General features: G+C 74.0%; 22 protein-coding genes and 2 tRNA genes. 13 read left to right on the forward strand and 11 right to left on the reverse strand.

Annotated features, from left to right (window positions below; translation table 11 throughout):
- Positions 1 to 27: 27 nt before the first annotated feature.
- Positions 28 to 104, reverse strand: a tRNA-Pro gene (locus tag Q0795_RS08680).
- Positions 105 to 187: 83 nt separating this feature from the next.
- Between Q0795_RS08680 and Q0795_RS08685 the strand changes: the two genes are divergently transcribed.
- Positions 188 to 261 (forward strand) — tRNA-Gly (locus Q0795_RS08685).
- Positions 262 to 292: 31 nt separating this feature from the next.
- Here Q0795_RS08685 and Q0795_RS08690 read toward each other — a convergent pair.
- Positions 293 to 844, reverse strand: coding sequence for an NAD(P)H-dependent oxidoreductase (locus Q0795_RS08690; protein ID WP_298888877.1), 552 nt, complete (start codon positions 842 to 844; stop codon positions 293 to 295).
- A gap of 23 nt (positions 845 to 867) precedes the next feature.
- Positions 868 to 1,911 carry a DNA polymerase IV gene (locus Q0795_RS08695; protein WP_298888879.1) on the reverse strand — a complete coding sequence of 348 codons (1,044 nt, stop codon included), beginning with the start codon at positions 1,909 to 1,911 and terminating at the stop codon, positions 868 to 870.
- 126 nt (positions 1,912 to 2,037) lie between these two features.
- Between Q0795_RS08695 and Q0795_RS08700 the strand changes: the two genes are divergently transcribed.
- Complete coding sequence (locus Q0795_RS08700; protein ID WP_298888881.1) at positions 2,038 to 3,795, forward strand: hypothetical protein; 1,758 nt, start codon at positions 2,038 to 2,040, stop codon at positions 3,793 to 3,795.
- Positions 3,796 to 3,921: 126 nt separating this feature from the next.
- Positions 3,922 to 4,119 (forward strand): antitoxin, encoded by a 198-nt coding sequence (locus Q0795_RS08705; protein ID WP_298888882.1) that lies wholly within the window; start codon positions 3,922 to 3,924, stop codon positions 4,117 to 4,119.
- Positions 4,120 to 4,182: 63 nt separating this feature from the next.
- On the opposite strand, the gene Q0795_RS08710 is transcribed toward Q0795_RS08705, so the two are convergent.
- Together Q0795_RS08710 and Q0795_RS08715 are read right to left on the reverse strand one after the other, a co-directional pair.
- Entirely contained in the window at positions 4,183 to 4,650 is a 468-nt protein-coding gene (locus Q0795_RS08710; protein ID WP_298888884.1) for a ribose-5-phosphate isomerase, read from the reverse strand.
- A gap of 12 nt (positions 4,651 to 4,662) precedes the next feature.
- Positions 4,663 to 5,316 carry a disulfide bond formation protein DsbA gene (locus tag Q0795_RS08715; RefSeq protein WP_298888886.1) on the reverse strand — a complete coding sequence of 218 codons (654 nt, stop codon included), beginning with the start codon at positions 5,314 to 5,316 and terminating at the stop codon, positions 4,663 to 4,665.
- Positions 5,317 to 5,382: 66 nt separating this feature from the next.
- On the opposite strand from Q0795_RS08715, the gene pepN reads away from it, so the two are divergent.
- Entirely contained in the window at positions 5,383 to 7,965 is a 2,583-nt protein-coding gene (pepN, locus tag Q0795_RS08720) for an aminopeptidase N (protein WP_298888887.1), read from the forward strand.
- A 47-nt stretch (positions 7,966 to 8,012) separates the two neighbouring features.
- On the opposite strand, the gene malQ is transcribed toward pepN, so the two are convergent.
- A complete protein-coding gene (malQ, locus tag Q0795_RS08725) occupies positions 8,013 to 10,136 on the reverse strand; it encodes a 4-alpha-glucanotransferase (RefSeq protein ID WP_298888889.1) in 2,124 nt (707 codons plus the stop codon).
- A gap of 138 nt (positions 10,137 to 10,274) precedes the next feature.
- On the opposite strand from malQ, the gene Q0795_RS08730 reads away from it, so the two are divergent.
- Positions 10,275 to 11,180, forward strand: a complete 906-nt coding sequence (locus Q0795_RS08730) for a mechanosensitive ion channel family protein (protein ID WP_298888891.1) — start codon at positions 10,275 to 10,277, stop codon at positions 11,178 to 11,180.
- 226 nt (positions 11,181 to 11,406) lie between these two features.
- Positions 11,407 to 13,728, forward strand: coding sequence for a hypothetical protein (locus tag Q0795_RS08735; RefSeq protein ID WP_298888893.1), 2,322 nt, complete (start codon positions 11,407 to 11,409; stop codon positions 13,726 to 13,728).
- A gap of 11 nt (positions 13,729 to 13,739) precedes the next feature.
- On the opposite strand, the gene Q0795_RS08740 is transcribed toward Q0795_RS08735, so the two are convergent.
- On the reverse strand, positions 13,740 to 15,545 hold the full coding sequence (locus Q0795_RS08740; protein WP_298888894.1) for an alpha-amylase family glycosyl hydrolase: 1,806 nt from the start codon (positions 15,543 to 15,545) through the stop codon (positions 13,740 to 13,742).
- Positions 15,546 to 15,640: 95 nt separating this feature from the next.
- Here Q0795_RS08740 and Q0795_RS08745 point away from each other — a divergent pair, with 95 nt between their 5' ends.
- The 3 genes from Q0795_RS08745 to Q0795_RS08755 are packed head-to-tail and all read left to right on the forward strand — an operon-like array spanning position 15,641 to position 18,550.
- Positions 15,641 to 16,051, forward strand: a complete 411-nt coding sequence (locus tag Q0795_RS08745) for a globin (protein ID WP_298888896.1) — start codon at positions 15,641 to 15,643, stop codon at positions 16,049 to 16,051.
- A 52-nt stretch (positions 16,052 to 16,103) separates the two neighbouring features.
- Complete coding sequence (locus Q0795_RS08750) at positions 16,104 to 17,831, forward strand: glycoside hydrolase family 13 protein (protein ID WP_298888898.1); 1,728 nt, start codon at positions 16,104 to 16,106, stop codon at positions 17,829 to 17,831.
- 20 nt (positions 17,832 to 17,851) lie between these two features.
- Positions 17,852 to 18,550, forward strand: coding sequence for an aspartate/glutamate racemase family protein (locus Q0795_RS08755; protein ID WP_298888899.1), 699 nt, complete (start codon positions 17,852 to 17,854; stop codon positions 18,548 to 18,550).
- A gap of 6 nt (positions 18,551 to 18,556) precedes the next feature.
- Here the strand turns inward: Q0795_RS08755 and Q0795_RS08760 are convergent, their stop codons facing one another.
- Both Q0795_RS08760 and Q0795_RS08765 read right to left on the reverse strand, forming a co-directional pair.
- The gene (locus Q0795_RS08760) at positions 18,557 to 19,864 is read right to left on the reverse strand and encodes a hemolysin family protein (RefSeq protein ID WP_298888901.1); all 1,308 of its coding nucleotides are present in this window, start codon (positions 19,862 to 19,864) and stop codon (positions 18,557 to 18,559) included.
- Between the two features lie 39 nt (positions 19,865 to 19,903).
- Entirely contained in the window at positions 19,904 to 21,175 is a 1,272-nt protein-coding gene (locus tag Q0795_RS08765; protein WP_298888903.1) for an MFS transporter, read from the reverse strand.
- A 59-nt stretch (positions 21,176 to 21,234) separates the two neighbouring features.
- Here Q0795_RS08765 and Q0795_RS08770 point away from each other — a divergent pair, with 59 nt between their 5' ends.
- Positions 21,235 to 21,969 (forward strand): winged helix-turn-helix domain-containing protein, encoded by a 735-nt coding sequence (locus tag Q0795_RS08770; RefSeq protein ID WP_366942458.1) that lies wholly within the window; start codon positions 21,235 to 21,237, stop codon positions 21,967 to 21,969.
- Between the two features lie 77 nt (positions 21,970 to 22,046).
- Here the strand turns inward: Q0795_RS08770 and Q0795_RS08775 are convergent, their stop codons facing one another.
- Positions 22,047 to 22,703 (reverse strand): hypothetical protein, encoded by a 657-nt coding sequence (locus Q0795_RS08775; RefSeq protein WP_298888904.1) that lies wholly within the window; start codon positions 22,701 to 22,703, stop codon positions 22,047 to 22,049.
- Entirely contained in the window at positions 22,700 to 23,185 is a 486-nt protein-coding gene (locus Q0795_RS08780; protein WP_298888906.1) for a thioesterase family protein, read from the reverse strand. Before Q0795_RS08780 ends, Q0795_RS08775 begins: the two co-directional genes overlap by 4 nt.
- Before the next feature lie 96 nt (positions 23,186 to 23,281).
- On the opposite strand from Q0795_RS08780, the gene Q0795_RS08785 reads away from it, so the two are divergent.
- From Q0795_RS08785 to Q0795_RS08795, 3 genes are read left to right on the forward strand one after another with little or no spacing between them, the layout of a single operon-like run.
- Positions 23,282 to 24,055: a (Fe-S)-binding protein gene (locus Q0795_RS08785; RefSeq protein ID WP_298888908.1), complete on the forward strand. Its 774-nt coding sequence runs from the start codon at positions 23,282 to 23,284 to the stop codon at positions 24,053 to 24,055.
- A complete protein-coding gene (locus Q0795_RS08790) occupies positions 24,052 to 25,629 on the forward strand; it encodes a LutB/LldF family L-lactate oxidation iron-sulfur protein (protein ID WP_298888910.1) in 1,578 nt (525 codons plus the stop codon). The genes Q0795_RS08785 and Q0795_RS08790 overlap by 4 nt, the downstream gene beginning before the upstream one ends.
- A complete protein-coding gene (locus tag Q0795_RS08795; RefSeq protein ID WP_298888912.1) occupies positions 25,626 to 26,273 on the forward strand; it encodes an LUD domain-containing protein in 648 nt (215 codons plus the stop codon). Before Q0795_RS08790 ends, Q0795_RS08795 begins: the two co-directional genes overlap by 4 nt.
- The last annotated feature ends 42 nt before the right edge of the window (positions 26,274 to 26,315 follow it).

Below are 26,315 nucleotides of genomic sequence, written 5' to 3' on the forward strand. Positions count from 1 at the left end.
GGGCACGCGGATCATCACCATGCTAGGTGGTCGGGGTAGCCGGATTCGAACCGGCGGCCTTCCGCTCCCAAAGCGGACGCGCTACCAAGCTGCGCCATACCCCGTGGTGGGGCGGCGTCACGGCCGCCCGCGGTGGAGGTTTAGACTAACTGCTCGGCCAGGGTGAGCAGGACGTCGCGCTGGTCACGCGGGTGTAGCTCAATGGTAGAGCCCCAGTCTTCCAAACTGGCTACGCGGGTTCGATTCCCGTCACCCGCTCCACCCCGGGGGGCCGAGCCCGCCCCCCGGCGCGTCAGGACTGCTGCTGGCGGACGGTCTGCTCGGCCTGGTCCAGCAACGTCCCCAGCTCCCCCGGACGCCGCTCGTTGGGCCGCACCTGCGCCCCGTCGAACTCCTCCATGGTCGACAGCGACACCTGCTGCCGCACGACCACGGTGCTGTAGTTGGCCAGGATGAGACGCCAGTGCTCGATGGCGCGGACGCCGCCCTCGGAGCCGTAGCCGACCAGCCCCGCCGCCTTGCCCTGCCACTCGGGGTAGAGCCAGTCGGTGGCGTTCTTCAGGCCGCCCGGCACGGAGTGGTTGTACTCCGGGGTGACCAGCACGAAGCCGTCGCAGGCGTCCACCGCGGCGCTCCAGGCCAGCACGCTGTCGTAGGGGTACTGCTTCTTCGCGCCGCCCGGGACCTTCTCCCACTCCAGCAGCGGCACGCCGAAGCTCTTGAGGTCGATGAGCTCGAACTCGGTCGTCCCCTCGCGGGCCTGGGCCTGCTCGTGCACCCAGCGGCCGACGCTCTCGCCCTTGCGGCCCTCGCGGAGGGACCCGATGATGATGCCGATCTTCATGGGACCATCCGACCACGGCTTGCTCAGGAGCCGCCGGCCGGGGGCACCATCTCCCCCCGGACGCCCAGCAGCCGGACAGGGCGGTCGTCGTCGAGCTGCTGGTAGAGGGCGAAGGCCTCCTCCGCCACCACCTCGGGGTCGGTGGTGGGCGTGGCCAGCACGTGGGAGCGGTGCACGGTGAAGAAGGGCGCGAAGCGGACCTTGAGGTGCACCCGCCGGACCGGCCGGCCCTCCTCGCCGACGTCCTCCAGGACGCGCTCCGCGAGCGCGCCCACCGCCTGGCGCACCTGCTCGGGGGTGAGCAGGTCCTGCTGGTAGGTCGTCTCCCGGCCCCGGGCGCGCGGCACCCAGGGCGTGTCGTCGGGGCGGTCGGCGCCCTCCCCCCGGGCCAGCTCGGACAGCCGCGGTCCGTGGGTCGGGCCGAACTCCGCCCGCAGGATCGCGTCGTCGGCGTGGGCCAGCTCGGCGACCGTGTCGATGCCGAGCCCCGCCAGCCGGGTCGCGATCCGCCGGCCGACGCCCCACAGCGCCGCGGTGGGGCGTGGCCCCATCACCTCCAGCCAGGTGTCGCGGGTGAGGACGGCGGTGCCGCGCGGCTTGCCCAGATCGGTGGCGGTCTTGGCCCGCACGAGGGTGTCGCCGATCCCGACGGAGCAGTGCAGCCCCGTCTCGCGCAGCACCGCGGCCTGCAGGCCTCGCGCCACCTCCTGCGGGTCGTCGGCCCGGATCCCGACGAAGGCCTCGTCCCACCCCAGCACCTGCACGACCGCGTCCGGCCAGCCGCGCAGGACGGCCAGGACGCGCTGCGAGGCCTCCTCGTAGGCGGGTAGGTCGAGTGGCAGGAACACCGCACCGGGGCACCGTCGGGCGGCGACGCGCAACGGCATACCGGAGCGGACGCCGTGCTCGCGCGCCTCGTAGGACGCGGTCGACACCACGGCCCGCTCGGTCGGGTCGCCCCGGCCGCCCACGACCACGGGCTGGCCGGCCAGCTCGGGACGGCGCAGCACCTCCACGGCGGCCAGGAACTGGTCCAGATCGACGTGCAGCACCCAGCGTCGGCTCACCCGGCCATGGTGGCCGACCGCGGCCACCGGCGCCACGGGGCGTGTTGCCCCTGGCCGACCTCCGGCCCGGGTTAGCGTGAGGAGGTGGCTTCGGGACGTCGGCGCGCGGCCGATCGCAGGAGTTGTATGCCTGACCACCACCCCCGTCCACCCGCCCGTCGCCGGTGGGTGGCCCTGACCGCGGCGGTGGTGCTGCTGGCCGCCTGCACGCCGGGTGCGGACTCCCCGGACGACGCGGGAGGCACCGGCGGCACGACGGCGGGGTCGAGCGGCTCCGGCGCCGAGGGGAGCGACTCCTCCGCAGCCCTGGTCGCGGTGCCGGCGACCGGCCAGGAGACGACGGTGCTCGGCGGCGCCACCGCGGCCGAGCTCGCCATCCAGGCCTCCGGCACCTTCTTCGAGAGCGCGCCCGTGGTCGTCGTCGCGGCGCAGGACGAGCAGCTGGCGGCGGCCTCCGCCGGCGTCACCCTCGGGGCGCCCGTGCTGGTGGACGGCCCGGGGGTCCTCGAGGAGGTCGAGCGGCTCGGGGCAGGGACGGCGCTCACCGTCGGGCCCGTCGAGGACCCGGGCGTCGAGGTGCTGGCCGTCGAGGACGGGCAGGCGCTGGCCGAGGCCCTCGGGGCCGACGCGGCGGCCGAGCCGGTGCCCGACGGCGAGCAGGTGGGCGCCCTGCTCGGGCTCGAGCCGGCCGCGCGGACCGTCCTGCAGGTGCAGGGCCGGGACGAGTCCTCGCCCGGGGACGGGACCGACGCCGCGGCACAGACCTCGGGCGACTCGGCGGGGCAGACGGCGGCGCCCGCCGAGCCGTTGGAGTCCGACGTCGAGGAGCTGCCCGAGACCGCCCGGCCCGAGCCGGCCGGGGGCAGCACCGTGCTCAGCACGGGCGCCGACCGCGACGCCGCCGCGGTCGCCACGGCCCTGGCGGCCGGCGCCCAGGTGCTGGTCGTGCCGGAGGGCGACCCGCGGGCCTCCTCGGAGGTGGTGCAGGCGGTGGCCGCAGCGGAGCCCGGCGCGGTGGTGGGTCTCGGCCCCGAGTTCGGCAGCACCGAGACGCTGGCCTCGACCGCCCGGGCGGCTGCGACCGGCGTCGAGCTGCCCGGCGGGGGCCAGCTGGTGCTGCCCGGAAAGACCTACGTCGCGCTCTACGGCAACCCGACGACGTCCGCCCTCGGTGTCCTCGGGGAGCAGGGTCCGGACGAGACGATCGAGCGCGCCGAGGAGATCGCCGGTACCTACACGGACCTCGTCGACGAGCCGGTCGTGCCGGCCCTGGAGATCATCGCCACCGTCGCCAGCGCCGAGGCGGGGCCGGACGGCAACTACTCCAACGAGATGGACGTCGAGACCCTGCGACCCCTCGTCGACCTGGCGGCCGAGCACGGGATGTATGTGGTGCTCGACCTGCAGCCGGGGCGCACGGACTTCGTCACCCAGGCCGAGCTCTACGAGGAGCTGCTGGTGCAGCCGCACGTCGGCCTGGCCCTGGACCCGGAGTGGCGGCTCGGCCCCGACGAGGTGCACCTGCGGCAGATCGGCCAGGTCGACGTCGCGGAGGTGGATGCCGTCGTGGACTGGCTGGCCGAGCTCACCCGGGACCACGACCTGCCGCAGAAGATGCTCGTCCTGCACCAGTTCCAGACCCGGATGATCCCCGGGGTGGACCGGGTCGACCAGTCGCGTCCCGAGGTCGCCGTGCTGATCCACGCCGACGGGCAGGGGCCCCAGGAGAGCAAGATGGGCACGTGGCGGGCGCTGCACGACCACGCCCCCTCGGTGACCCACTGGGGGTGGAAGAACTTCTACGACGAGGACGTCCCCGGTCCGCTGTCGCCGGCCGAGACGATGCAGGTCGAGCCGACCCCCGACTTCATCAGCTACCAGTAGGACGGCCGGCCTCGTCGCTCCCTGGGGGGATCCCCACGTCGACAGGCCGGCTGTCGTGTGTTTGCCTGGCGGGGCAGGACAGGCGCCCCGACCGGGGTGCCCGACCGGACGAAAGGAGCGACGAACATGGGTTTCATGGACAAGGCGAAGGACATGGCCGGGCAGCACGACGAGAAGGTCGACCAGGGGGTCGAGAAGGGCGGTGACTTCGTCGACGACAAGACGGGTGGCCAGCACTCCGAGCAGGTCGACAAGGCGCAGAACTTCGCCAACGACCGGGCCGACCAGTTCGGTAGCGTCGAGGGCGAGGACGACCAGGCCTGAGCCGCACCGGCACGACGAAGCCCCCGACCGGTCCGTCCGGTCGGGGGCTTCGTCGTGCCGGTGTCAGGGCAGTGGGGGCAGGCTGCCGTCCGCCTCGTAGGCCCGCACCATGTCGATGCGCCGCTGGTGACGCGGGTCGCCGGAGAAGTCGGTGGTGAGGAAGACCTCGACCATGGCCCGGGCCTCCTCGATGCTGTGCATGCGCGCGCCGATCGACAGGACCTGGGCGTCGTTGTGCTCGCGCATGAGCCGGGCCAGGTCCGGGTTGTAGGCCAGCCCGGCCCGGATGCCGGCGACCTTGTTGGCCGCCATCTGCTCGCCGTTGCCGGACCCGCCGAGCACGATCCCGAGGGACCCCTCCTCCCGCGCGACCGCCCGGGCCGCGCGCAGCACGAAGACCGGGTAGTCGTCCTGGGGGTCGTGGTCGAGGGGCCCGTGGTCGACCACGTCGTGCCCCTGCTCGGCCAGCCAGGTCACCAGGTCGCGCTGCAGCTCGTAGGCGGCGTGGTCACCACCGAGGTGCACCCTCATCTCGACTCCTCCTCAGCTGAAGTCGGGGCCCACGCTGCGGGTCCGCTTCATCTCGTAGAAACCGGGGGTGCCCGCGACGAGCAGGCAGCCGTCCCAGAGGCGGCCGGCGGCCTCGCCCTTGGGGGCCGGGGTGACGACGGGCCCGAAGAAGGCGACGTCCTCGACCCGCACGACCGGCGTGCCCACGTCGTCGCCGACGAGGTCGATCGCCCGCTGGTGGCTGGCGCGCAGAGCCTCGTCGTGCTCCTCGCTCGCGCCGGCCTGCGCCAGCGCCGGGTCCAGGCCGAGCTCGTCCAGCACCTCGGTGGTGATGGTGTCGAGGTCCTCGCTGCCGCGGCCCTCCAGGTGGATCCGCTGGCCGTAGGCGTCGTACATCTTCCGGCGCAGGGCGTTGGCCTCCTCGTCGGGCAGGTCGGCCGTGGCGGCGACGATGGTCCGGACCGGGCCCCACGCGCGGTCGAGCATCGCGCGGTAGCCCTCGTCCAGGTCGCGGCCCTCGTTGAGCACCGACAGGCTCATGACCGAGAAGGTGATCTCGAGGTCGCGCACCTCCGCTGCCTCGAGCAGCCAGCGGGAGGTCATCCAGGCCCACGGGCACGCCGGGTCGAAGAACATCTCGGCATGGGTGGTGCCGCCGGACTCGGCGGAAGATTCGTGATGCGTCATGCGACCATCGTGTCACGTCATACCCTGACCTTCAGCCGCACCCGACGCTCGACGAGGAGACTCTGCATGCCCGGCACCAACCTGACCCGCGACGAGGCCGCCGCCCGCTCGGCGCTCATCCGGACCGAGTCCTACGACGTGGTCCTGGACCTCACCCGCGGGGCGGAGACCTTCTCGACGCGCAGCACGGTGCGGTTCACCTGCTCGCGGCCGGGCGAGTCCACCTGGATCGACTTCGTGGGCCCGTCCGTGGAGCGGATCGCGCTCAACGGGACCGAGCTCGACCCTGCCGCGGCCCTGGCCGACTCGCGGATCGCCCTGCCGGACCTCGCGGAGACCAACGAGCTCGTCGTCGAGGCGACCGGGGCCTACATGAACACCGGCGAGGGCCTGCACCGGTTCGTCGACCCGGCCGACGGCGAGGTCTACCTCTACACGCAGTTCGAGGTCCCGGACAGCCGGCGGATGTTCCCCGTCTTCGAGCAGCCCGACCTCAAGGCGACCTTCGCCTTCACCGTCACCGCGCCCGCGCACTGGCAGGTCATCTCCAACGAGCCGACGCCGGAGCCCACGCCCGCGGACCGGGCGGGCGACGCCGACGGTGCCGGCACGGCCACCTGGGCGTTCCCCGCGACCGCGCGGATCTCGCCCTACATCACGGCGCTGGTCGCTGGACCGTATGACGTCGTCCGCGACGCGGTGAGCACGCGCGCCGGCGAGGTGCCGCTGGCGGTCTACTGCCGACGCAGCCTCACCCCCCACCTGGACGCCGACAACATCCTCGACGTGACGAAGAAGGGTTTCGCGTTCTTCGAGGAGGAGTTCGACTACGCCTACCCGTTCACGAAGTACGACCAGATCTTCACGCCGGAGTACAACATGGGCGCGATGGAGAACGCCGGGTGCGTGACCATCGTGGAGAACTACGTCTTCCGGTCCAAGGTGACCGAGGCGATCGTCGAGCGGCGCGCGCTGACCATCCTGCACGAGCTGGCGCACATGTGGTTCGGCGACCTCGTGACGATGACGTGGTGGGACGACCTGTGGCTCAACGAGAGCTTCGCCGAGTGGGCCTCGACGACCGCGCAGGCCGAGGCCACCGACTGGACCGACGCGTGGACCACCTTCGGCACCGCCGAGAAGGCCTGGGCCTACCGGCAGGACCAGCTCTCCTCCACCCACCCCGTCGCCGCGGACATGGTCGACCTCGCCGCGGTCGAGGTGAACTTCGACGGCATCACCTACGCCAAGGGCGCCTCGGTGCTCAAGCAGCTCGTCGCCTACGTGGGCCGGGAGCCGTTCCGGGACGGGCTGCGCGCCTACTTCGCCAAGCACGCCTGGGGCAACACCACCCTGCGCGACCTGCTCGTCGAGCTGGAGGCGACCAGCGGACGCGACCTCAGCTCGTGGAGCGAGGTCTGGCTGGAGACGGCCGGGGTCAACACGCTCGCGCCCGAGGTGGAGGTGGCGCAGGACGGCACCATCGCCTCGCTGGCCATCGTGCAGACCACGCCCGCCGAGCACCCCACCCAGCGTCCGCACCGGCTGGCCGTCGGGTGCTACGACCTCGTGGACGGTGCCCTGCGCCGCACCCACCGGGTCGAGCTCGACGTCGACGGGGAGCGCACCGAGGTGCCCGAGCTCGTCGGACGGCCGATGCCCGGCCTGCTGCTCGTCAACGACGACGACCTCGCCTACGCCAAGATCCGCCTCGACGAGCGCTCGCTCGCGACGGCGCTGGAGCACCTGCGCGCCTTCACCGAGTCGCTGCCGCGGGCGCTGGTGCTGGGGGCCGCGTGGGACATGACGCGGGACGGCGAGATGGCCGCGAGCGACTACGTGCGGCTGGTCCTCACCGCGCTCCCGGGCGAGACCGACTCCACCCTGCTGCGGGTGCTCATCCAGCAGGTGAGCGCCGCCGCGCTGACCTACACCGCGCCGGAGCACCGCGAGGCCGTCGTCGCCGAGCTCACCGCGGGCCTGCGCGAGAGCACCCTGGCCGCCGCAGCCGACAGCGACGCCCAGCTGCAGCTGGTGACGGCGTGGGCCTCCTTCGCCCGGTCCGAGGCCGACCTCGCCCTGGTGCGGGGTCTGCTGTCCGGGGAGGAGAAGCTGGCCGGGCTGAGCGTCGACCAGGACATGCGCTGGACGCTGCTCACCGCCCTGGCGACAGCCGGCGCCGCCGGCGAGGAGGAGATCGCCGCCGAGCGGGAGCGCGACAACACCGCGACCGGCAACGAGAAGGCCGCGCGGGCGCGGGCCGCGGTGCCGACCGCGGAGGCGAAGGAGGCCGCGTGGGTCGACGCCGTCGAGACGGCCGGCCTGTCGAACTCCGTGCTGGCGGCCATGGCGCTGGGTTTCGGGCGGGTGCACGACGAGGCGCTGCTGGCGCCCTACGTCGAGCGCTACCACGACGTGGTCTCCCGCGTGTGGGACGAGCGCACGCACCACATCGCCGAGTCGCTGGCCGTCGGGTTCTACCCGCTCGCCGTCGCCTCGCCCGAGCTGCTCGACGCCAGCGAGACCTGGCTGGAGGCCCACCCCCACGCCTCCAACAGCCTGCGGCGGACGGTGGCCGAGAACCGTGACGCCGTCGCCCGCGCCCTGCGCGCCCAAGCCACTGACGCCGACGCCCGGACCCAGAGCTAGGCACAGCGCCGGACGCGCGGTAGGCACGGCGCGCGTCCAGTAGGGCCCTACCGCGCGTCCGGTGCGACGGCGCGGGCGATGCGGCGGGCGCTGCGCCAGGTGACGAGCTCGTCGAGCAGCACCGGCTGGCCCTCCGGGCCGGCGAGCGGCACCCGCCAGTTGGGGTACTCCTCGTCGGTGCCGGGCTGGTTGATGACCCGCTTGTCGCCGGCCAGGTCGCTGATGCTCACCCCGAGCAGCTTGGCCGGGGTGCGCGCGAGGAAGGCGTGCAGCGCCTCCACCTGCTCGGGCACCTCGGCGCCCTCGCGGAGCAGCCCGCGCCGCCGCAGGTCGGTGAGCACCTCGTCCCGCGAGCGCGCCTCCTCCTCCTGCTCGACCTCCAGCGGCCGGTCCAGCAGGCCCAGCCGCGAGCGCAGGTCGATGTGCACGCCCTCGAGGTAGCCGGCTGTCGGCGGCAGGTCGTGCGTGGTGACCGTCGCGAGGCACAGCTCGCGGTAGGCCTCCGGGTCCAGCAGGCTCCCGTCGCCGTCCCAGTCACGCTCGAACCACAGGATCGAGGTCCCCATCACCCCGCGCTCGCGCAGGTAGTCGCGCACCCACGGCTCGACCGTGCCGAGGTCCTCGCCCACGACGACGGCCCCGGCGCGGTGCGCCTCCAGCAGCAGGATGCCGATCATCGCCTCGTGGTCGTAGCGCACGTAGGTCCCCTGGAAGGGCTCGGCACCCTGCGGGATCCACCACAGCCGGAACAACCCGATGACGTGGTCCACCCGCAGGCCGCCGCTGTCGCGCAGCGCGGCGTGCACCATCTCGCGGTAGGGGGCGTAACCCAGCTCGGCGAGCTTGTCCGGGCGCCACGGCGGCTGCGACCAGTCCTGCCCCAGCTGGTTGTACTGGTCGGCGGGCGCCCCGACCGTCACCCCCCGCGCGAGGGCGTCCCCCAGACCCCAGGCGTCGGCGCCGTCCGGGTGCACCCCGACGGCGAGGTCGGAGATGACGCCCAGCGACATGCCGGTGTCCAGCAGGTCGCGCTGCACCCGCGCCAGCTGCTCGTCGAGCACCCACTGCAGCCAGCAGTGGAACTCGACCTCGCCGGCGTGCTGCTGCCGGTATGCCTCGACCGCCTCTCCCCGGGCGTCCTGGAGCTCGGTCGGCCACTGCCGCCAGAAGGTGCCGTGCTCCTGGCTGACGGCGCACCACGTGGCGAAGTCCACGAGCCCCTGGCCCTCGCGCTCGACGTAGGCCTCGAAGGCCCGGGAGCGACGCAGCGAGCGCGGCTGCCGGAAGACGAGCCGCAGCGCCGCCTCCTTGGCCGCCCACACCGGGTCCCGCTCGAGCACGTCCAGGGCGAGGTACCGCTGGGCGTCGTCGGCGTGCCACTCGACGAGCTGGCGCTCCGCGGCGGACAGGTAGGCCACCTCGGGCACGTCCTCCACCCGGATGTAGAGGGGGTTGACGAAGCGCCGGCTGGTCGGGAGATAGGGCGAGGGCTCCATCTCCCCGACCGGCTCCGCTGCGTGCAGCGGGTTGACCAGGACGAAGTCGGCGCCCAGGCCGGCGGCCCACGCCCCCGCGTCCCCGAGGTCCGCGAGGTCACCGATCCCCCAGGAGCCGGCCGAGCGCATGGCGTACAGCTGGGTCATCAGCCCCCAGGCGCGGGCCCCGTCCTCCCCCAGCCCGGCGGGCAGCCCGAGGGTGGGTGGCGTCACGACGAGCGACATCCGGGCCTGCTCGCCGTCGGCCGAGACGGCCACCTCGTGCCAGCCGAGCGGCAGGTCCGTGGGCACGTCGAGCAGCACCCGGCGCAACCGGCGGCCGCCGACCTCGCGCTCCTGCTCGCCCGACTGCATACCCAGGGACCGCTCGTTGCCGTCCTCGGTCCGCAGCGTCGCCTCCGGCGTCGTCTGCACCTCGTGGTGCACGGGGACGACCGGGGCGACCCCCTGGGCGACCACGACGACCGGGGGCAGCAGCCGGCGCCACTCCCGCTCCTGCACCCGGGCCAGCTCGCGGTCGACGAAGTCGCCGTCGACGTCCACCCCCAGGGCCTCCAGCACGGCCATGACCGTCTCCTCCGGGACCTGGGCGTGCCGCCCCTGCCAGTCCCAGAACTCGGTCGCGATGCCGTAGGCATCCGCCAGCTGGGCGAGGGCGGGGGTGCGCTGCGTCACGGGGGTGGAACCTTTCGCGAGTGGACGGTCGCCCCCAGTCTCTCAGGAGAGGAGCCCCCTGCCCTAGCGCCGCGACGGGGCGTCGTGCACGACGGGCGGATGCACGCGCCACGCCCTGGGACCACGACAATGGACGGCATGCCGAATCTCGACGTGGCCTTCGACTCCTGGGAGGCGACCGTGGACTGGTTGCTCGGCGCACCGCTGCGGATCGTCCTCATCCTGCTCTTCGCGGTCGTCGCCCGCTGGGCGGCGCACCGCGCCATCAAGGGGGTGGTCGAGCGGGCCGCGACGCGGGCCGACGACCACGAGCGCTCGTCCCTGGAGCGGGTCTTCGACTCGGCGGCGGGGGTGCGGCGCGAGCGTCGGCGCCAGCGCGCGCTGACCATGGGGTCGCTGCTGCGCAGCATCGCGACCTTCACCATCGCCACCGTCGCGCTCCTGACCATCATGGCCGAGCTGGGGATGCCGCTCGCCCCGCTGCTGACCAGCGCCGGGATCGGTGGTGTCGCGCTGGGCTTCGGCGCCCAGTCGCTGGTCAAGGACTTCCTGTCCGGTGTCTTCATGATCATCGAGGACCAGTACGGCGTGGGCGACTTCATCGACACCGGCGAGGCCGTCGGCACCGTCGAGGAGGTCAGCCTGCGGGTCACCCGGCTGCGCGACGCGAGCGGCGTCGTGTGGTTCATCCGCAACGGCGAGATCATCCGCATCGGCAACAAGAGCCAGGGCTGGGCGGTCGCGACGATCGACATCCCGGTCGCCTACGACGAGGACCCGGCGCAGGTCATCCCCATGCTCCGCGAGGTCACCGCCCAGGTGTATGCCGACCCCGAGTGGTCGACGAAGCTCCTGGAGGAGCCCACCGTGGCCGGCGTCGAGTCGGTCTCCGGCGGCACCATGACGTTGCGGATCTTCGCCAAGTGCCGGCCCGGCGAGCAGTGGGGCGTGCCCCGCGTCATCCGCGAGCGCGCCAAGGAGCGCTTCGACACCGAGGGTGTCCGCGGCCCCCGGATCACCCCCTTCGGGGACGCCCCGGCCTGACACCGTGACGTCGGCCCTACCGTTCACCTGAACGCCTGAGCCGGTCCGGCCGGGCGTGTCGTCGGCCCCAGCGTTCACCTGAACGCCTGAGCCGGTCCGGCCGGGCGTGTCGTCGGCCCTACCGTTCACCTGAACGCCTGAGCCGGTCCGGCCGGATGGCGTGCGCGGGAGACGTGGCCCGGCGGCCCGCCGAGGAAGGCAGGCGCGGGTTTGGCACGATGGGTCGATGGCAGGGGCGCCGGAGGGACGCGGCGACCAGGGTGACCTGGTCGCCCAGCACGGTGCCCGGCTGCACCATCTGGCGGCCATGCTCACCGGAGCCACCGACGGCGCGACGCGGCTGACGGCGCAGACCCTGGCCGCTGCCGGCCCGGGTGCCGGGTGGCGCGAGCTGCGGGGCGCACTGGTCCGCGCCTACCTGCGCACCGCACCCCGGCGCCCCGAGCGCATGCCTCCGGGTGGGGCACAGGACGCCGGCGACGTGCTGGACCGGCTGCGTCCGCGCGAGCGGGCGGTCGCCGCGCTGCGTCTCGTGGAGGGGGCCAGCACGGCCGACACGGCCGAGGCGCTGCGGCTGCCGGCGGAGAAGGTCGAGCGTCTGCTGCCCACCACGCCGGGGCTGGGCACCGCGCTCCAGGCGGTCGGGGACCGCTACGCCCTGCAGGGCTCCGCCCTGGCCGCGGCCCTCGAGCCCGCCCTCGCCCAGGCCCCTCCGGAGCCGACCGGCCGAGACCGCCGGTGGTGGTGGGTGGCCGCCGCAGCCGTGCTGGTGGCCGTGCTGGTGGGGTATGCGTTCAGCCCGGACCGCGAGGCGTCCTCCGGGCTCGACGAGGAGGGGCCGACGGGCGCGGAGTCCGTCGACGTCAGGTCGGTGGACCTCGACGAGGCCGGGTTCGAGCTGGACGAGGACGGCGAGCCGCCGCGCGGTGCGGCGGGCCTGACCCGGATGGAGACCCTCGAGCTGACCCCGGGCCGCAGCGCCGACCTCACCCTGAACACCGTCGACGCACGGTTCGGCGGTCAGGTGGCCTCCTTCGCGGTCCTGTGGTGCGACATGCCACCGACCGACGACCCCGCCCTGGAGCGCCCGGTCGGGGAGATCTCGGTGGAGGGGTCGACGCTCACGCTGCCCTGTGCCGGCACCGCGGGAGAGCCGGCCGTCGGTCTGGACCACGTCGTCGCCCTGCCCGCGAGCGCTGAGGCGCAGGTCCGCGTGACCGGGGACCTGCCGCCGGACGGCGGTGCCGTCCTGGGGGTCTACGCCCAGACCGACGACATGGCGGTGGAGCCGCTCCCTGACGGGGACCTGACCGCCGGACCGCCGGTCCCGGAGGACGCCGTCGTCGTCGATCAGCCTGGCTCGCCGCTGCCCTACGGCCCGGGACAGCGCCTCGCGCAGCCCGTCGAGCTCTCCCCCGGCAGCACCGTGCGGGTGTGGGCCGGGCGGACGGGTGCGGTGTCGGTGCTCGTCGACGGCATACCGGTGACCGACGACGGTGATCTCGCGAGGTGGGCCGGTGGCCGTGCGGACTGGCGTGACCAGCAGCTGGACGTCCGCGACGGCCGGTGGATGGTCTACGTCCCCGGGTCGGCCCGGGAGTTCACCATCCCCGACGACGTGGTCCCGCCGAACGGGCGGCGGCCCGCCGTCGTCGAGGTCGTCACGGAGAGCACCGAGCACGTCCAGGTCGTGGCGACCCAGGCCGTCCCGGGTGACGCCGACCGCGAGCCGGTGCCGCAGTCGGACGGTGGCGAGGCACCCGAGCTGGTCGCGGGCCACCGCCTGGCCGCCGCCTGGGAGCTGCCGATGGACGGTCTGCAGCGCGAGCTCCTGGACCCCCCGGAGGACTCGGACCTCTCCTGGGCGCTGCTGCCGACCGACCCCTCGACGCTGACCGGCCGTCTGGCACTCTTCGGCCAGGGCGGCACGCTGCAGTTCGACGGACAGAGTCTCCCCCTGCGGTCCGCCACGGACCCCTCCGACGTCTCCCGCATCATCGCCGAGTCCCAGCTCTGGGACGACCGGTGGACACAGCAACCGGACCTCGCCGGTCCGGGAGGAGAGCCCTGGGAGCCGGACGGCCTGCAGGCGACCGCGCCGGCGGCCCCGGGTCGTCCGCCGGGTGTGCTCCTGGCCTACGAGCCGGTCCCCTACGAGGAGTTCGACTTCGCGGCGGCAACAGCGCCGGCGACCAGCTGGTCCGTCGGCGAGGAGCCACCACGGTCCCAGTTCGGGTCCGCGCCGCCGCTCGCCACGGTGACCGAGGACGATCTCGACGAGGACGGCCGGACCACCGTCGAGGTGCCGACCGGCGTGCTCGGGGCGCGCATCGAGACCGAGGGCAGGGGTCGCATCCGCTTCCAGGTCGACGACGAGCCGGTCGAGCTGCTGGGCGGGACCGACGGCTGGTGGTCCAGCTGGACCGACCGCAGCGTCGTCTCCCAGACCCCGCTGAGCTACGGGGCCTACAGCATCACCGGCGACCTGGAGCTCACCATCACCGTGGAGGACTACGACGACGTGCGGATCGAGCTGCTCCGCAGCTGACCCGGCGCCGCTCAGCCGTCCTGGGACAGGACCAGGGCGGCGTACGGGCCGACGGTGACCAGCGCGCTGTCCGCCCGGCCGTCCCAGGGTCGCGGCTCGGTGTCCGTGTCGTGGGCGTGCACCGTCCCCAGCCCCGGCCCGTAGGACGGCGCGTCGGTGTTGCAGCGCACCCGCCAGCGGCCGGCCCTCGGCAGACCCAGCCGCAGGTTGTGCCGCGGGTGGGTCGTGAGGTTGACGACGACCACGACGTCGTCGCCGGCCCCGCCCCGGTCCCACCGGTGGTAGGCGAGCACACCGTCGTCGGCGCGCAGGATCGCGGTATGCCTGCCCTGGAGTCCCCGGGTCGTGCCGGAGGCGTTGCGGCGCAGCAGGACGAGCTGGCGGACCAGGTGCAGGAAACCGGCGCGGTGGTGGGCCTTGGACCAGTCGACCGGGCGGGTGTCGGTGAACCAGCCGTCCTCCAGCACGTCCTGGCCCTGGAAGAGCATGGGGATGCCGGGGGTGGTCAGCGTCAGCACCAGCCCGAGGGCGGACCGGGTCCGGGCGTGCCAGGAGTCGGCGTGACCGGGGGTGATCTGCTCCGGCACCCGGGCCCGGCCGTTGGCCACCTCGTCGTGGGACTCGGTGTACACGACCCGCTCGTGGACCGCTCCCCCTCCGCCGAGCACCGCGGCCGCCACCGCCCGCACGTCCCGGTGCGTGTCGTCGGGAGCCTCCAGCGCGGCCCGGACCCCGTGGACGAAGCCGGCGTCCCACTGGCTGTGGAAGCCCAGGCCACCCTCCTGCGGGGACCGGGTCACCGCGGGGTCGCGCTGCATGTCCTCGGCGACCAGCAGCTTCCACGGCTGCCGCGAGCGCAGGTCGGTGGTGAGGGACGCGAGGTAGCGGTCGCCGGCCGAGATGTGGTGGGCGGGGTCGCGCACGTCGCCCCAGCGCGAGCGGACGAAGTTGGTGCCGTCGAAGCGCAGCCCGTCGACCCGGAAGTCCTCCAGCCACATGACGGCGGAGTCGCGCAGGAAGTTGCGGACGGCCTTGCGGTCGTAGTTCGGCCTCGTCGCCCCCCACGGGGTGAGCGCGCGGCGGTCGTTGTAGAAGTAGGCCCCGCCGTAGCGGCGCCGTCCGGCCGCCCCGTCGAAGCGCCACAGGTGCGGTCCGTCCGGTCCCAGGTGGTTGTGCACCACGTCGAGGATCACCGCGATACCCCGGGCGTGCGCCTCCCGCACGAACCGCGCGAAGGCGTGCGGCCCGCCGTAGCTGGACTCGACGGCGTACAGCTGGGAGGGGTTGTAGCCCCAGCTCGTCGCGGAGGCGAACTCGAAGGGCGGCATCACCTCGACGGCGCTCACCCCGAGCCACGCCAGGTGGTCCAGGCGTCCGACGGCGGTGTCGAAGGTGCCCGGCCCCTCCCAGGTCGCCGCGAAGGTGGGCACGTGCATCTCGTAGACGACGAGGTCGTCCCACCCCGGGGCGCGGAAGTGCTCCTCGCCCCAGTCGAGGTGGCGGGGGTCGAAGACCACGGAGGCACCCCGGGCGCCGGTGACCTGTCGGGCGCACGGGTCCTGCCGGGAGAGGTAGGGCCCGCCGCGGCGCACCAGGAAGCGGTAGTGCGTGCCGGGCCCGGCGTCCGGCACGAAGATCGACCAGGTGCCGGAGCGGTGGTGGTCCTTCGCCAGGACGGTGCGGCGCCGCGCGTCCCAGCCGCAGAAGTCGCCCACCACCGCGACCTGCCGGGCCTGCGGCGCCCAGACCCGGAAGGTCACGCCGCCGTCGTGGGGCACCGCACCCATACCGGGGTGGGACGAGGACCTGGCTGACACGGCCCCGAGCGTAGGTGCGGGGACGGGCCCCGCCCCAATCGTCGAGGTGGGGCGGCACGTCCCGGACCGCCGCGCGGGTTTGGCACCATGGAGAGGTGACCCAGCCCTCCCCCGACACCCCCACCACCGTCTACGAGCGCGTCGGCGGGCACCAGACCTTCGTCGACCTCGTCCACGCCTTCTACCAGGGCGTGCGGCAGGACCCGCCGCTGCGCGACCTCTACCCCGAGGAGGACCTGGGGCCGGCCGAGGTGCGGCTGCGGATGTTCCTCGAGCAGTACTGGGGCGGCCCCACGACCTACTCCGACCAACGCGGTCACCCCCGGCTGCGCATGCGTCACCACCCGTTCCGGGTCACCCCCGCGCAGCGGGACCGGTGGCTGCACCACATGAACGCCGCCCTGGACACCGTGGCCGACCGGATGAGCACGCTGGACGAGCAGCAGATGCGGGCCTACATGGCGCACGCCGCGCAGGCCATGGTCAACACCCTCGAGGAGGACTGAGAAGGGGCGCGATTTGCGCGCACCAGGGAGGCGCGACATACCGTGGTCCCTCGTGACTCACCCCCCTTCCGCGCACGACGCGCCCTGGTGGCGCCACGCCGTCATCTACCAGGTCTACCCCCGCAGCTTCGCCGACGCGAACGGCGACGGGGTGGGTGACCTGCCCGGCATCACCTCCCGGCTGCCCTACCTCGCCGGGCTGGGGGTGGACGCGGTCTGGATCAGCCCGTTCTACCGCTCCCCCATGGCCGACGCGGGGTATGACGTGGCGGACTACCGCGACGTCGACCCGGTCTTCGGCACCCTGGACGACGCCGACGCGCTGCTGCAGCGCGCCCACGAGCTCGGCATCCGGGTGATCGTCGACCTCGTGCCCAACCACACCAGCGACGAGCACGCGTGGTTCGAGCAGGCGCTCGCCGCCGCTCCGAGCAGCCCCGAGCGCGAGCGCTACGTCTTCCGGGACGGGCGAGGGGACGGCAGCGAGCCGCCGAACAACTGGAAGAGCATCTTCGGCGGCATCGCCTGGACCCGGGTGACCGAGCCGGACGGGACCCCGGGCCAGTGGTACCTCCACCTCTTCGACAGCAAGCAGCCGGACCTCAACTGGCGCAACCCCGAGGTCGTCGAGGAGTTCCACGACATCCTGCGCTTCTGGCTCGACCGCGGGGTGGACGGCTTCCGGGTCGACGTCGCCCACTCCCTGGTCAAGGACGCCGCGCTGCCCGACTGGGAGGCGCGGGCCGTCATGGCCGGGGCCGACGACGAGCCGGTCGTGCACGGCGACCTCGGCCCGATGTGGGACCAGGCGGAGGTGCACGAGATCTACCGCGGCTGGCGGGAGGTCCTGGACTCCTACAACCCCGAGGGCGACCCGCAGCGCGACCGGATCCTGTGCGCCGAGGCGTGGTTGCCGACGCAGGAGCGGACCATGGCCTACGTCCGCCCGGACGAGATGCACCAGGCGTTCAACTTCCACTACCTGCAGGCACCGTGGCGCGCCGCGGACCAGCAGCGCATCGTCGAGACCTCGCTCGGGGCGGCGGAGGCGGTGGGCGCTCCCACGACGTGGGTCCTGTCCAACCACGACGTGGTCCGCCACGCCTCACGGCTCGGGCTGCCGGTAGGGAAGCCCCGGCCCAACGGGATCGCTGCCGGCGACCCGCAGCCCAACGCCGTCCTCGGCGTGCGGCGGGCACGGGCGGCCACCGCGATGATGCTGGCGCTGCCCGGGTCCGCCTACCTCTACAACGGCGAGGAGCTCGGGCTGCCCGACCACACGGCCCTGCCCGCCCACGTCCGGGCCGACCCGGCCTTCCACCGCACGCAGGGCGAGGAGACCGGGCGCGACGGCTGTCGGGTCCCGATGCCGTGGGTCGCCGGTGAGCCGTCCTTCGGGTTCGGCGCTCCGGACGACGTCGACACCTGGCTGCCGCAGCCGCTGCTCTACGGGTCCCTGTCCGCCGACCGGCAGGAGGGGGTGGCCGGCTCGACGCTGGAGCTCTACCGCACGCTGCTGCGGCTGCGCCGCGAGCACGACCTCGGCGTCGGCGGGCTGGAGTGGCTCACCGCGCTGGAGGGTATGCCGCTGCCCGAGGGCGTCGTCGCGTTCACCAACGCCCGCGAGGACGGGCCGGTGGTCACGGTGCTGACGAACTTCGGCGAGGAGCCGGTGGTGCTGCCCGAGGGGCGCGAGGTGCTCGTCGCCAGCGGCCGCCTGCACCGCGACGGCGACGGTCGCCCCACGCTGCACCAGGACTGCACGGTCTGGCTGGGCTGACCCGCGGCTAGGGTCGGGCCATGCGCACCATCGGCCTGCTCGGCGGGATGAGCTGGGAGTCCAGCGCGGAGTACTACCGACTCCTCAACGAGGGGGTCCGCGAGCGGCTCGGCGGCCTGCACTCCGCGCGCGTCGTCCTCGCCTCCCTGGACTTCGCCGAGGTGGAGGCCCTGCAGGTCGCCGGCGACTGGGAGGCCGCCGGGCGGCTGCTCGCCCGGCACGCGAGCGGGCTGGAGGCCGCAGGCGCCGACCTCGTCCTCCTCTGCACCAACACGATGCACCGGGTGGCGGACGAGGTCGAGGCGGCGATCGGCATACCCCTGCTGCACCTGGCCGACGCCACCGCGGCGGCGGTGCGGGCGGCCGGGCTGAGCCGGGTCGGGCTGCTCGGCACGGCCTTCACCACGGAGCAGTCGTTCTACACCGGCCGGCTCGCCGACCACGGCCTCGAGGTCCTGGTCCCCGGGGCGGCCGACCGCGAGCTGGTGCACCGGGTCATCTACGACGAGCTGTGCCGCGGCGTGGTGCGCGAGGAGTCCCGGGAGGCATACCGGCGCGTCGTCGACGACCTGGTGCGGCGAGGCGCGCAGGGCGTCGTCCTCGGCTGCACGGAGATCGAGCTGCTCCTGGCGCCGGACGACGTCGACGTCCCCACCTTCCCGACCACCCGGCTGCACGTCGAGGCCGCCCTGGAGGCGGCGCTGCCGGCAGCGACCTGAGGACCCTCAGCCCGCCTGGTCGGCGCCCGTCTCCCGGGCCACCTCGACCTCGGTGATCCGCAGCCCCTCCAGGGCGAGCACCGTGAGCCGGACGTCCTCGACCTCGACGGTGTCACCCTCCTCGGCGACCCGGCCGAGGCGGTCCAGCACGAGGCCGGCGACCGTCTCGTAGGACCCGTGCGGCAGGGTCGTGCCGAGGACGTCCTCGAGCTCCTCGACGATGAGGCTGCCGGAGACGACGGTGCGGCCACCGGCCACGACCAGCGAGTCCTCGGGGTCACGCTCGGTGTCGTACTCGTCGTAGATCTCCCCCACCACCTCCTCGACGAGGTCCTCGATGGTGACGATCCCCTCGGTGCCGCCGTGCTCGTCCACCACGAGGGCGAGGTGCTGCTGCTCGGCCCGCAGCAGGGCCAGGGTCGCGAGCACCGGCTTGGTCACCGGCAGCGCGACGACCTCGCGGGTCAGGTCGCCCACGCGCCGCCGCCCGCGCTCGGCGTCCGGCAGGGTGAGGAGGTCGCGGATGTGCACGAAGCCGAGGACGTCGTCCACCCCACGACCGGTCACCGGGTAGCGGCTGTGGCTGCTGGTGCGGACCTCCTCGAGGACGTCCCCGACGCGGGCGTCGGCGGCGAGGAACTCCACGTCCGGCCGGGGCCGCAGCACGTCACCCAGGGTCCGCTCGCTGGCCCGGAAGACGTCGGAGAGGATCTCCCGGCTGTAGGGCCGCAGGTCGCGGTTGTCCTCGACGGTGCGCCGCAGCTCCTCGATGGTCATCTCCTCCCTGGCCGCGCCCGGGTCGCCGCCGAGCAGCCGGACCATGAGGTTGGTGGAGGCGGACAGGAAGGCGATGACCGGCCGCAGCAGGGTCGCGAAGATGCCCAGCGGGGGCGCCAGCACCCGGGTGAAGCCGGCCGAGCGCTGCATCGCCAGGCGTTTGGGGGTGAGCTCGCCCAGGACCAGGGACAGGTAGGCGATGACCAGGGTCATGGCGACCAGCGCCACCGGGTCGGCGACGGAGGGCGGCATACCGAGGCCCTGCAGCCAGCCCGACACCGAGGGCGCGATGGTCGCGCCGCCGAACGCGGAGGAGAAGAAGCCGGCCACGGTGACACCGACCTGCACCGCGGAGAGGAAGGTGTTGGGGTCGCGGACGAGCGCGGCGGTCCGGGCACCTCGAGCGCCGGAGCGCGCGATCTCGTCGACCTGCGAGGGCCGCAGCGAGACGATCGCCATCTCGGTCGCGGCGAAGACGCCGCCGACGAGGACGAAGAGCAGGACCAGCGCGATGTTGGTCAGGAGGGCGGCGTCCATGCGGTCAGGGTATGCCGGTGCTCCCCCGCGCCGAGGTCGTCACCTCGCGCCGGCGTCCCCGGCGAGGGCGTCCAGCTCGCGCGGCAGCTCGCGCATCCGCACCAGCGGGGACAGCAGCACCGGCAGCGCGGAGATCAGGGAGAGCGCCACCAGGCCCCACAGGGTCGGGACCAGACCGAAGCGCTGGCCGGCCACACCACCGAGGAAGGCCCCGATCGGCATGGGCCCCCAGACGAGGAACCGGATGGAGGCGTTCATCCGGCCCAGCAGCGGCTTGGGGCACAGCCGCTGGCGGAAGCTCACCTGGGCGATGTTGTAGACCACGACCCCCCAGGAGATGAGCAGGTTGCCGACCAGCAGCGTCGGCACCGCCGGCAGGACCGAGGCCAGCGGCACGGTGAGCATCGCCGTCCCGGACAGCACCGCCGCGAGGGGGATCGCCCGGCCCTCGCCCACCCAGCGGCCGAACCACCCGGAGGAGACCGCCCCGAGCAACCCCCCGACGGCCCCCAGCGACAGAACCAGCCCCAGCGTGGTCTCGGCGAGGTCGAGGGTGGTCAGGGCATACAGCACGAAGAGGGCGAAGACCCCCGAGGAGGCGAGGTTGCTCAGGCCGGTGCAGGCCACGATGCGGCGCAGCAGCGGGTGGGACAGCACGAAGGACAGGCCCTCGCGGATCTCGGTGACCAGCGGACGGCGGGCCGCGGGGTCGGGCGCCTGCTCCCGGTGCCGGATGCGGCTGACGAAGAGCGAGCTGAGCCCCATGCAGACGCTGGTCACCGCGATGGTCAGCGGGGAACCGAGCAGCCGCACCATGGCGGCGGCCGCCGCGGGCCCGGCCACCATGGCGGTCTGCTGGCTGGCCTGCAGCTTGCCGTTGCCGTCGGAGATCTGCTCGCCCTCGACGAGCTCGGGCAGGTAGGACTGGTTGGCCACGTCGAAGAAGACGGTGATGACCCCGACCCCCACGGCGACGACGTAGAGCTGGCCCATCGTCAGGACGTCGAGCAGCCAGGCGGCCGGCAGGGTGAGCAGGAGCAGCGCGCGCCCGAGGTCGCCGAGGACCAGCACGGTCCGCTTGCGCCAGCGGTCCACCCAGGCGCCCGCGGGCAGCCCGATGAGCAGGAAGGCCAGCGACTCCAGGGTCGCCAGCAGACCCATCTGGAAGGCGTTGGCCCCCAGCAGCTGCACGGCCATGAGCGGCATGGCGAACCCGACGAACTGCGCGCCGAAGACCGACACCGTGTCGCCCATCCAGAGCTGCCGGAAGTCGTGGTGGCGCCAGAGACTGGCCGGTCGCGGGGTGGTCACGGGGACGATCCTGCGCCAGGTGATTGAGTTCTGTCAATCACTTTGTCAGGATGGAGGGTATGCAGCACGATCCGTCCGCATCCCGCCCCGAGACGGGCGGCTCGCCGGGACGCGGTGTGCCGAGCGACCCCTCCCCTGCCGCGTTCCGCCCCGACGTGCGTGCCACCCCTGGCGGTCGCGCACCGACCCACCAGCCCCTGGCGCCTCGCGGTCCCGTCGCCGCGCCCGATGCGCACGTCGGCGGGTTCGAGGCCAGCGACGCCGAGGCGAGGGCGCTGGCCTCGGGGGTGCGGCTGCGCATCCTGCGCCTGGCCCTCGACGAGCCGCTGACCAACCGGGAGCTGGCCGCCGCCCTGGACCTCAACCCGGCGACGGCCCTGCACCACGTGCGCACGCTGGTCGACACCGGTTTCCTCGAGGCGCTGGAGCCGCGACGGGGGCGTCGCGGCGCCCGCGAGATCCCCTACCGCGCCACCGGCCGCTCCTGGTACGCCCGCACCCCCGTCACGTCCCAGGGCATGCTCGAGGCCTTCGTCGCCGAGATGGCCCAGGTCCCTGCGGACCGCGCCGACGTGACGATGACCCGGCTCGGGCTGCGGCTGCCGCCGGCGGAGCTGGAGGAGTTCCGCACCCGGCTGACCGAGCTGGTCGAGGAGTTCCACGGCCGGGCCCGCGACCCCTCCGCCGAGCCGTGGTCGCTCTTCCTCGCCCTGCACCCGGACACCAGCGCACACCACCGGGCGGCCCCGGGAGAGGGCGGTGCCGAGCCGGACGGCCGCAGCGACGGCGGGTGACGACCCGTGGGGCGGCGAGCACGTGCGCGTCACGAGTCGGCGCACGACGTGCTGCACCAGCGTTCCGACACCCTGCGTCAGGTGCGCAGCACCACGTGACCGACGGCGGTGGAGACCCGCAACCACGGGCCGTTGCGGTGCACGGCGACCTGCGTGTCCCCCGGCCGCAGGAAGCCCAGGGCGTGCACGGCGAGGCCCGCCCCGGCCGGCACCTCGGTGCCCTCGACGGGCCGCTCCCAGACCCGCGCCCGCAGCGCCTCGACCGCCGCGGCGCCGGACCCCTCCGGGGCGCCGGTGGCGACCTCCGCGATCCCCGAGCGCGCGGCCGCGACCAGCTGCTCGGACGGTATGCCGCCGCGCGGCTCCCAGCCGCCGCGCGGCGGGGACTGCGCGGCCCACGGCGGGGCGAGGGTGGTCGGGGGGACCGGCAGGGTCGTCGAGCTGTCGCCGGTGGCGGCGCGCCGCGCGAAACGGTCGGTCAGCCCGGCCAGCGGCACGGTGACGTCCAGCGGCTCGCCGCCCGGCGCCAGCGCCATGGTCCGCAGCCCGAGGGTCAGCCCGCTGCGCAGGAGCCCGGCACCGGGCAGGACGCAGACCCACGCCGCGAGGACGCCGCCGGCCGCCTGCAGCCGGATCGCCCCGTCCTCGTCGAGCCGTGCCGCCCGGCGCACCAGGGTGGCCAGGTCCGCCACCGACTCGCCGTCCGCCAGCGACAGGCTCTGCGGCCCGGTCACCGACCCACCCGGCCCCGCCCGGCGTCCCCGCGCAGCACCGGCGCCGGCCCGCTGACCGCGGCGAGCGCCTCGCGCTCCTCCGCGCCCAGCCGCCGCGGCCGCTCCTCGCGCAGGTCGTAGGCGACGAGGCTGACCCGACCACGGGCATACACGGTGTCGTCGCCGGCCGCCCCCGCGACGGCATACCCCAGCTCGAAGGAGGCGCCACCGACCCCGCCGCACCACACCGCCACGCGCGCCGGGGCGTACGCGAAGGACATCGGCAGGAGGTAGTCGATGGCCTGGGACACCACGAGCATGCCCTCGTCGATGAGGTCGCGGCCCTGCCCGAACCACGCCTTGAACGCGTAGACGCGCGCCTCCTCGAAGAGCCGGAGGTACTGGACGTTGTTGACATGCGCGTAGGCGTCCAGGTCGGACCAGCGGACGGTGATGTCGAAGGTCGAGGCGACCTCGGGGACGTCGGGCAGGGAGGAGCTCATGCCGCCATTGTGTCTGCCGCCGCGCCGCCGACGCGACGGGCGGCCGCAGCGATAGGTTGGGAGCAGCATCAGCACCGCCGAGCGGGAGGAGGCACCGTGACCGGGTCGGCCCAGCCGCGGGCGGCGCGCCCCACGGTGGCGCTCTTCGCGACCTGCTTCAACGACACCCTGTGGCCGCAGGCCCCGAGGGCGGTCGTCACCCTGCTGGAGCGGCTGGGCTGCCGGGTGGTGTTCCCGCGCGAGCAGACGTGCTGCGGGCAGATGTTCACCAACACCGGGTATGCCGACGAGGCCACCCCCCTGGTGCGCCGCTTCGTCGACGTGTTCGCCGGTGCGGACCACGTGGTCTCGCCGAGCGGGTCGTGCGTCGGGTCGGTCCGCGAGCAGCACGCGATGCTGGCCCGCCGGGCCGGCGACGCCGGGCTGGAGCGCGAGGTGCGCTCGCTCGCGCCCCGGGTGCTGGAGCTGTCCGAGCTGCTCGTGGACGTCCTCGGCGTGACCGACGTCGGCGCCTACTACCCGCACCGGGTGACCTACCACCCCACCTGCCACAGCCTGCGGATGCTCCGGGTCGGGGACCGGCCGGTGCGGCTGCTGCGCGCGGTGCGCGGCATCGACCTCGTGGACCTGCCCGCCGCGGAGGAGTGCTGCGGCTTCGGCGGCACCTTCGCGATGAAGAACGCCGACACCTCGATCGCCATGGGCGCGGACAAGGCGCGGCACGTGCGGGAGACCGGGGCGGAGGTCGTGGTGGCCGGTGACAACTCCTGCCTCGCGCACATCGGCGGGGTGCTGGGCCGGCAGCGCTCCGGGGTCCGCACGGTGCACCTGGCGCAGGTGCTCGCCTCCACGCAGGAGGTGCCGGCATGAGCGACCCCCCGGTGCAGGACACCTCCCCCACCTTCCTCGGTATGCCGTCGTTCCAGCGCGCGGCGAAGGTCGCCCTCGCCGACACCCAGCAGCGGCGCAACCTGGCCCACGCGACGGCGACGATCCGCGCCAAGCGGGCTGCCGCCGTCGCCGAGGTCGAAGGGTGGGAGGAGCTGCGGCTGGCCGGGGCGGGCGCCAAGGACGAGGCCCTGCACCACCTGCCCGACTACCTCGAGCAGCTGGAGGCCGCCCTCACCGCCCGTGGCGCGACGGTGCACTGGGCGCGGGACGCCGCCGAGGCCAACCGGGTCGTCGTCGACCTGGCCCGGGCGAAGGGCACCGACGAGGTGGTCAAGGTCAAGTCGATGGCCACCCAGGAGATCGAGCTCAACGAGGCGCTCGAGGAGGCCGGCATCGCGGCCTGGGAGACCGACCTCGCCGAGCTCATCGTGCAGCTCGGCGAGGACCGTCCGAGCCACATCCTGGTGCCGGCCATCCACCGCAACCGGGCCGAGATCCGGGAGATCTTCGCGCGGCGCATGGGCGCGGTCGGGCGGGCCGCACCGGCCGACCTCACCGACGAGCCGGCACGCCTGGCCGAGGCGGCTCGGCTGCACCTGAGGGAGAAGTTCCTGCGGGCGAGGGTCGCGGTCTCCGGTGCCAACTTCGCCGTCGCCGACACCGGGACGCTGGTGGTCGTGGAGTCCGAGGGCAACGGGCGCATGTGCCTCACCCTGCCCGAGACGCTCATCACCGTGGTCGGGATCGAGAAGGTGCTGCCGACCTTCGCCGACCTCGCCACCATGCTGCAGCTGCTGCCCCGCTCCAGCACCGGCGAGCGGATGAACCCCTACACCTCCATGTGGACCGGCGTGACCCCCGGGGACGGGCCGCAGGAGGTCCACGTCGTGCTGCTGGACAACGGCCGCAGCCGGGTGCTGGCCGACGAGGCCGGGCGGGAGGCGCTGCGGTGCATCCGCTGCTCGGCCTGCCTCAACGTGTGCCCGGTCTACGAGCGGACGGGAGGGCACGCCTACGGCTCGGTCTACCCCGGCCCCATCGGCGCCGTGCTCAACCCGCTGCTGCGCGGCACCGCCACCGAGGTGGACCGGAGCCTGCCCTACGCCAGCAGCCTGTGCGGGGCCTGCTTCGACGCCTGCCCGGTGCGCATCGACATCCCCGCGCTCCTCGTGCGGCTGCGCACCCAGGTCGTCGACGAGGCCTCCGGCCGGTCGGCCGAGGCGGCGTCGATGAAGGCGGCAGCCTGGATGTTCGGCGACCACCGGCGCCTGGAGGCGGCCCAGCGGGCGGCCACCCTCGGCGGCCGGCTGCTCGGCGACCGCACGATCCGCTCGCTGCCCGGGCTCGGCGCCTGGACCCAGGCCCGCGACGTCCCCACCCCGCCGACCGAGACCTTCCGGCAGTGGTGGGCGCGCACCCACGGCGACGCCGAGGGTGACCGGGACGACGCCGGCGACGCCGAGGGTGACCGGCACGACCCCGGCGACCAGCCGGTCGAGCCGGAGCAGGACATCGGCGGTGCGGTGCCGCATACCTCCGAGGAGGGTCCGTGAGCAGCCGCGAGGAGATCCTGGCGCGCCTGCGCGTCGCGACGGGCGATGTCACGTCGCAGCCCGGGGAGCGCGACCCGGTGCCGGTCGTCGCCGAGACCGCCGGGGCAGCGCCGGACACCCTGGAGCTGTTCGTCACGACCGTCACCGACTACCGCGCCAGCGTCGTGCGGTGCACGCCGGAGCAGGTCGGGGCCGAGGTGGCGGCAGCGCTGGTGCGGGCGCGGGCGCACACCGTCCTGGTCCCGCCCGGCCTCGACACCTCCTGGGTGGCGCGGGCGCGGGACGCCGGCCTGCGGCTGCGGGCCGACGAGGGCGAGGACGGCGGACCGCTCACCGCGCAGGAGCTGGACGGGATCGACGCCGTGGTCACCGCGGCCCGGGTCGCCGTCGCCACGACCGGCACCATCGTCCTGGACCACGCCCCCGACCAGGGCCGACGCGCGCTCACCCTCGTCCCGGACCAGCACGTCTGCGTCGTCCGTGCCGACCAGGTCGTGCTCGACGTGCCCGACGCGGTGGCGCTGCTCGACCCGACGCGTCCCCTGACCTGGGTCAGCGGTCCGAGCGCCACCAGCGACATCGAGCTGGACCGCGTCGAGGGCGTCCACGGCCCGCGCACCCTCGACGTCGTCGTCGTCGGCTGAGCCACCCCACGCCCCGCACGCCCTCACGCACGCCCCACACCC

The organism is uncultured Serinicoccus sp., assembly GCF_947487915.1.
Classification (GTDB): Bacteria; Actinomycetota; Actinomycetes; order Actinomycetales; family Dermatophilaceae; genus Ornithinicoccus.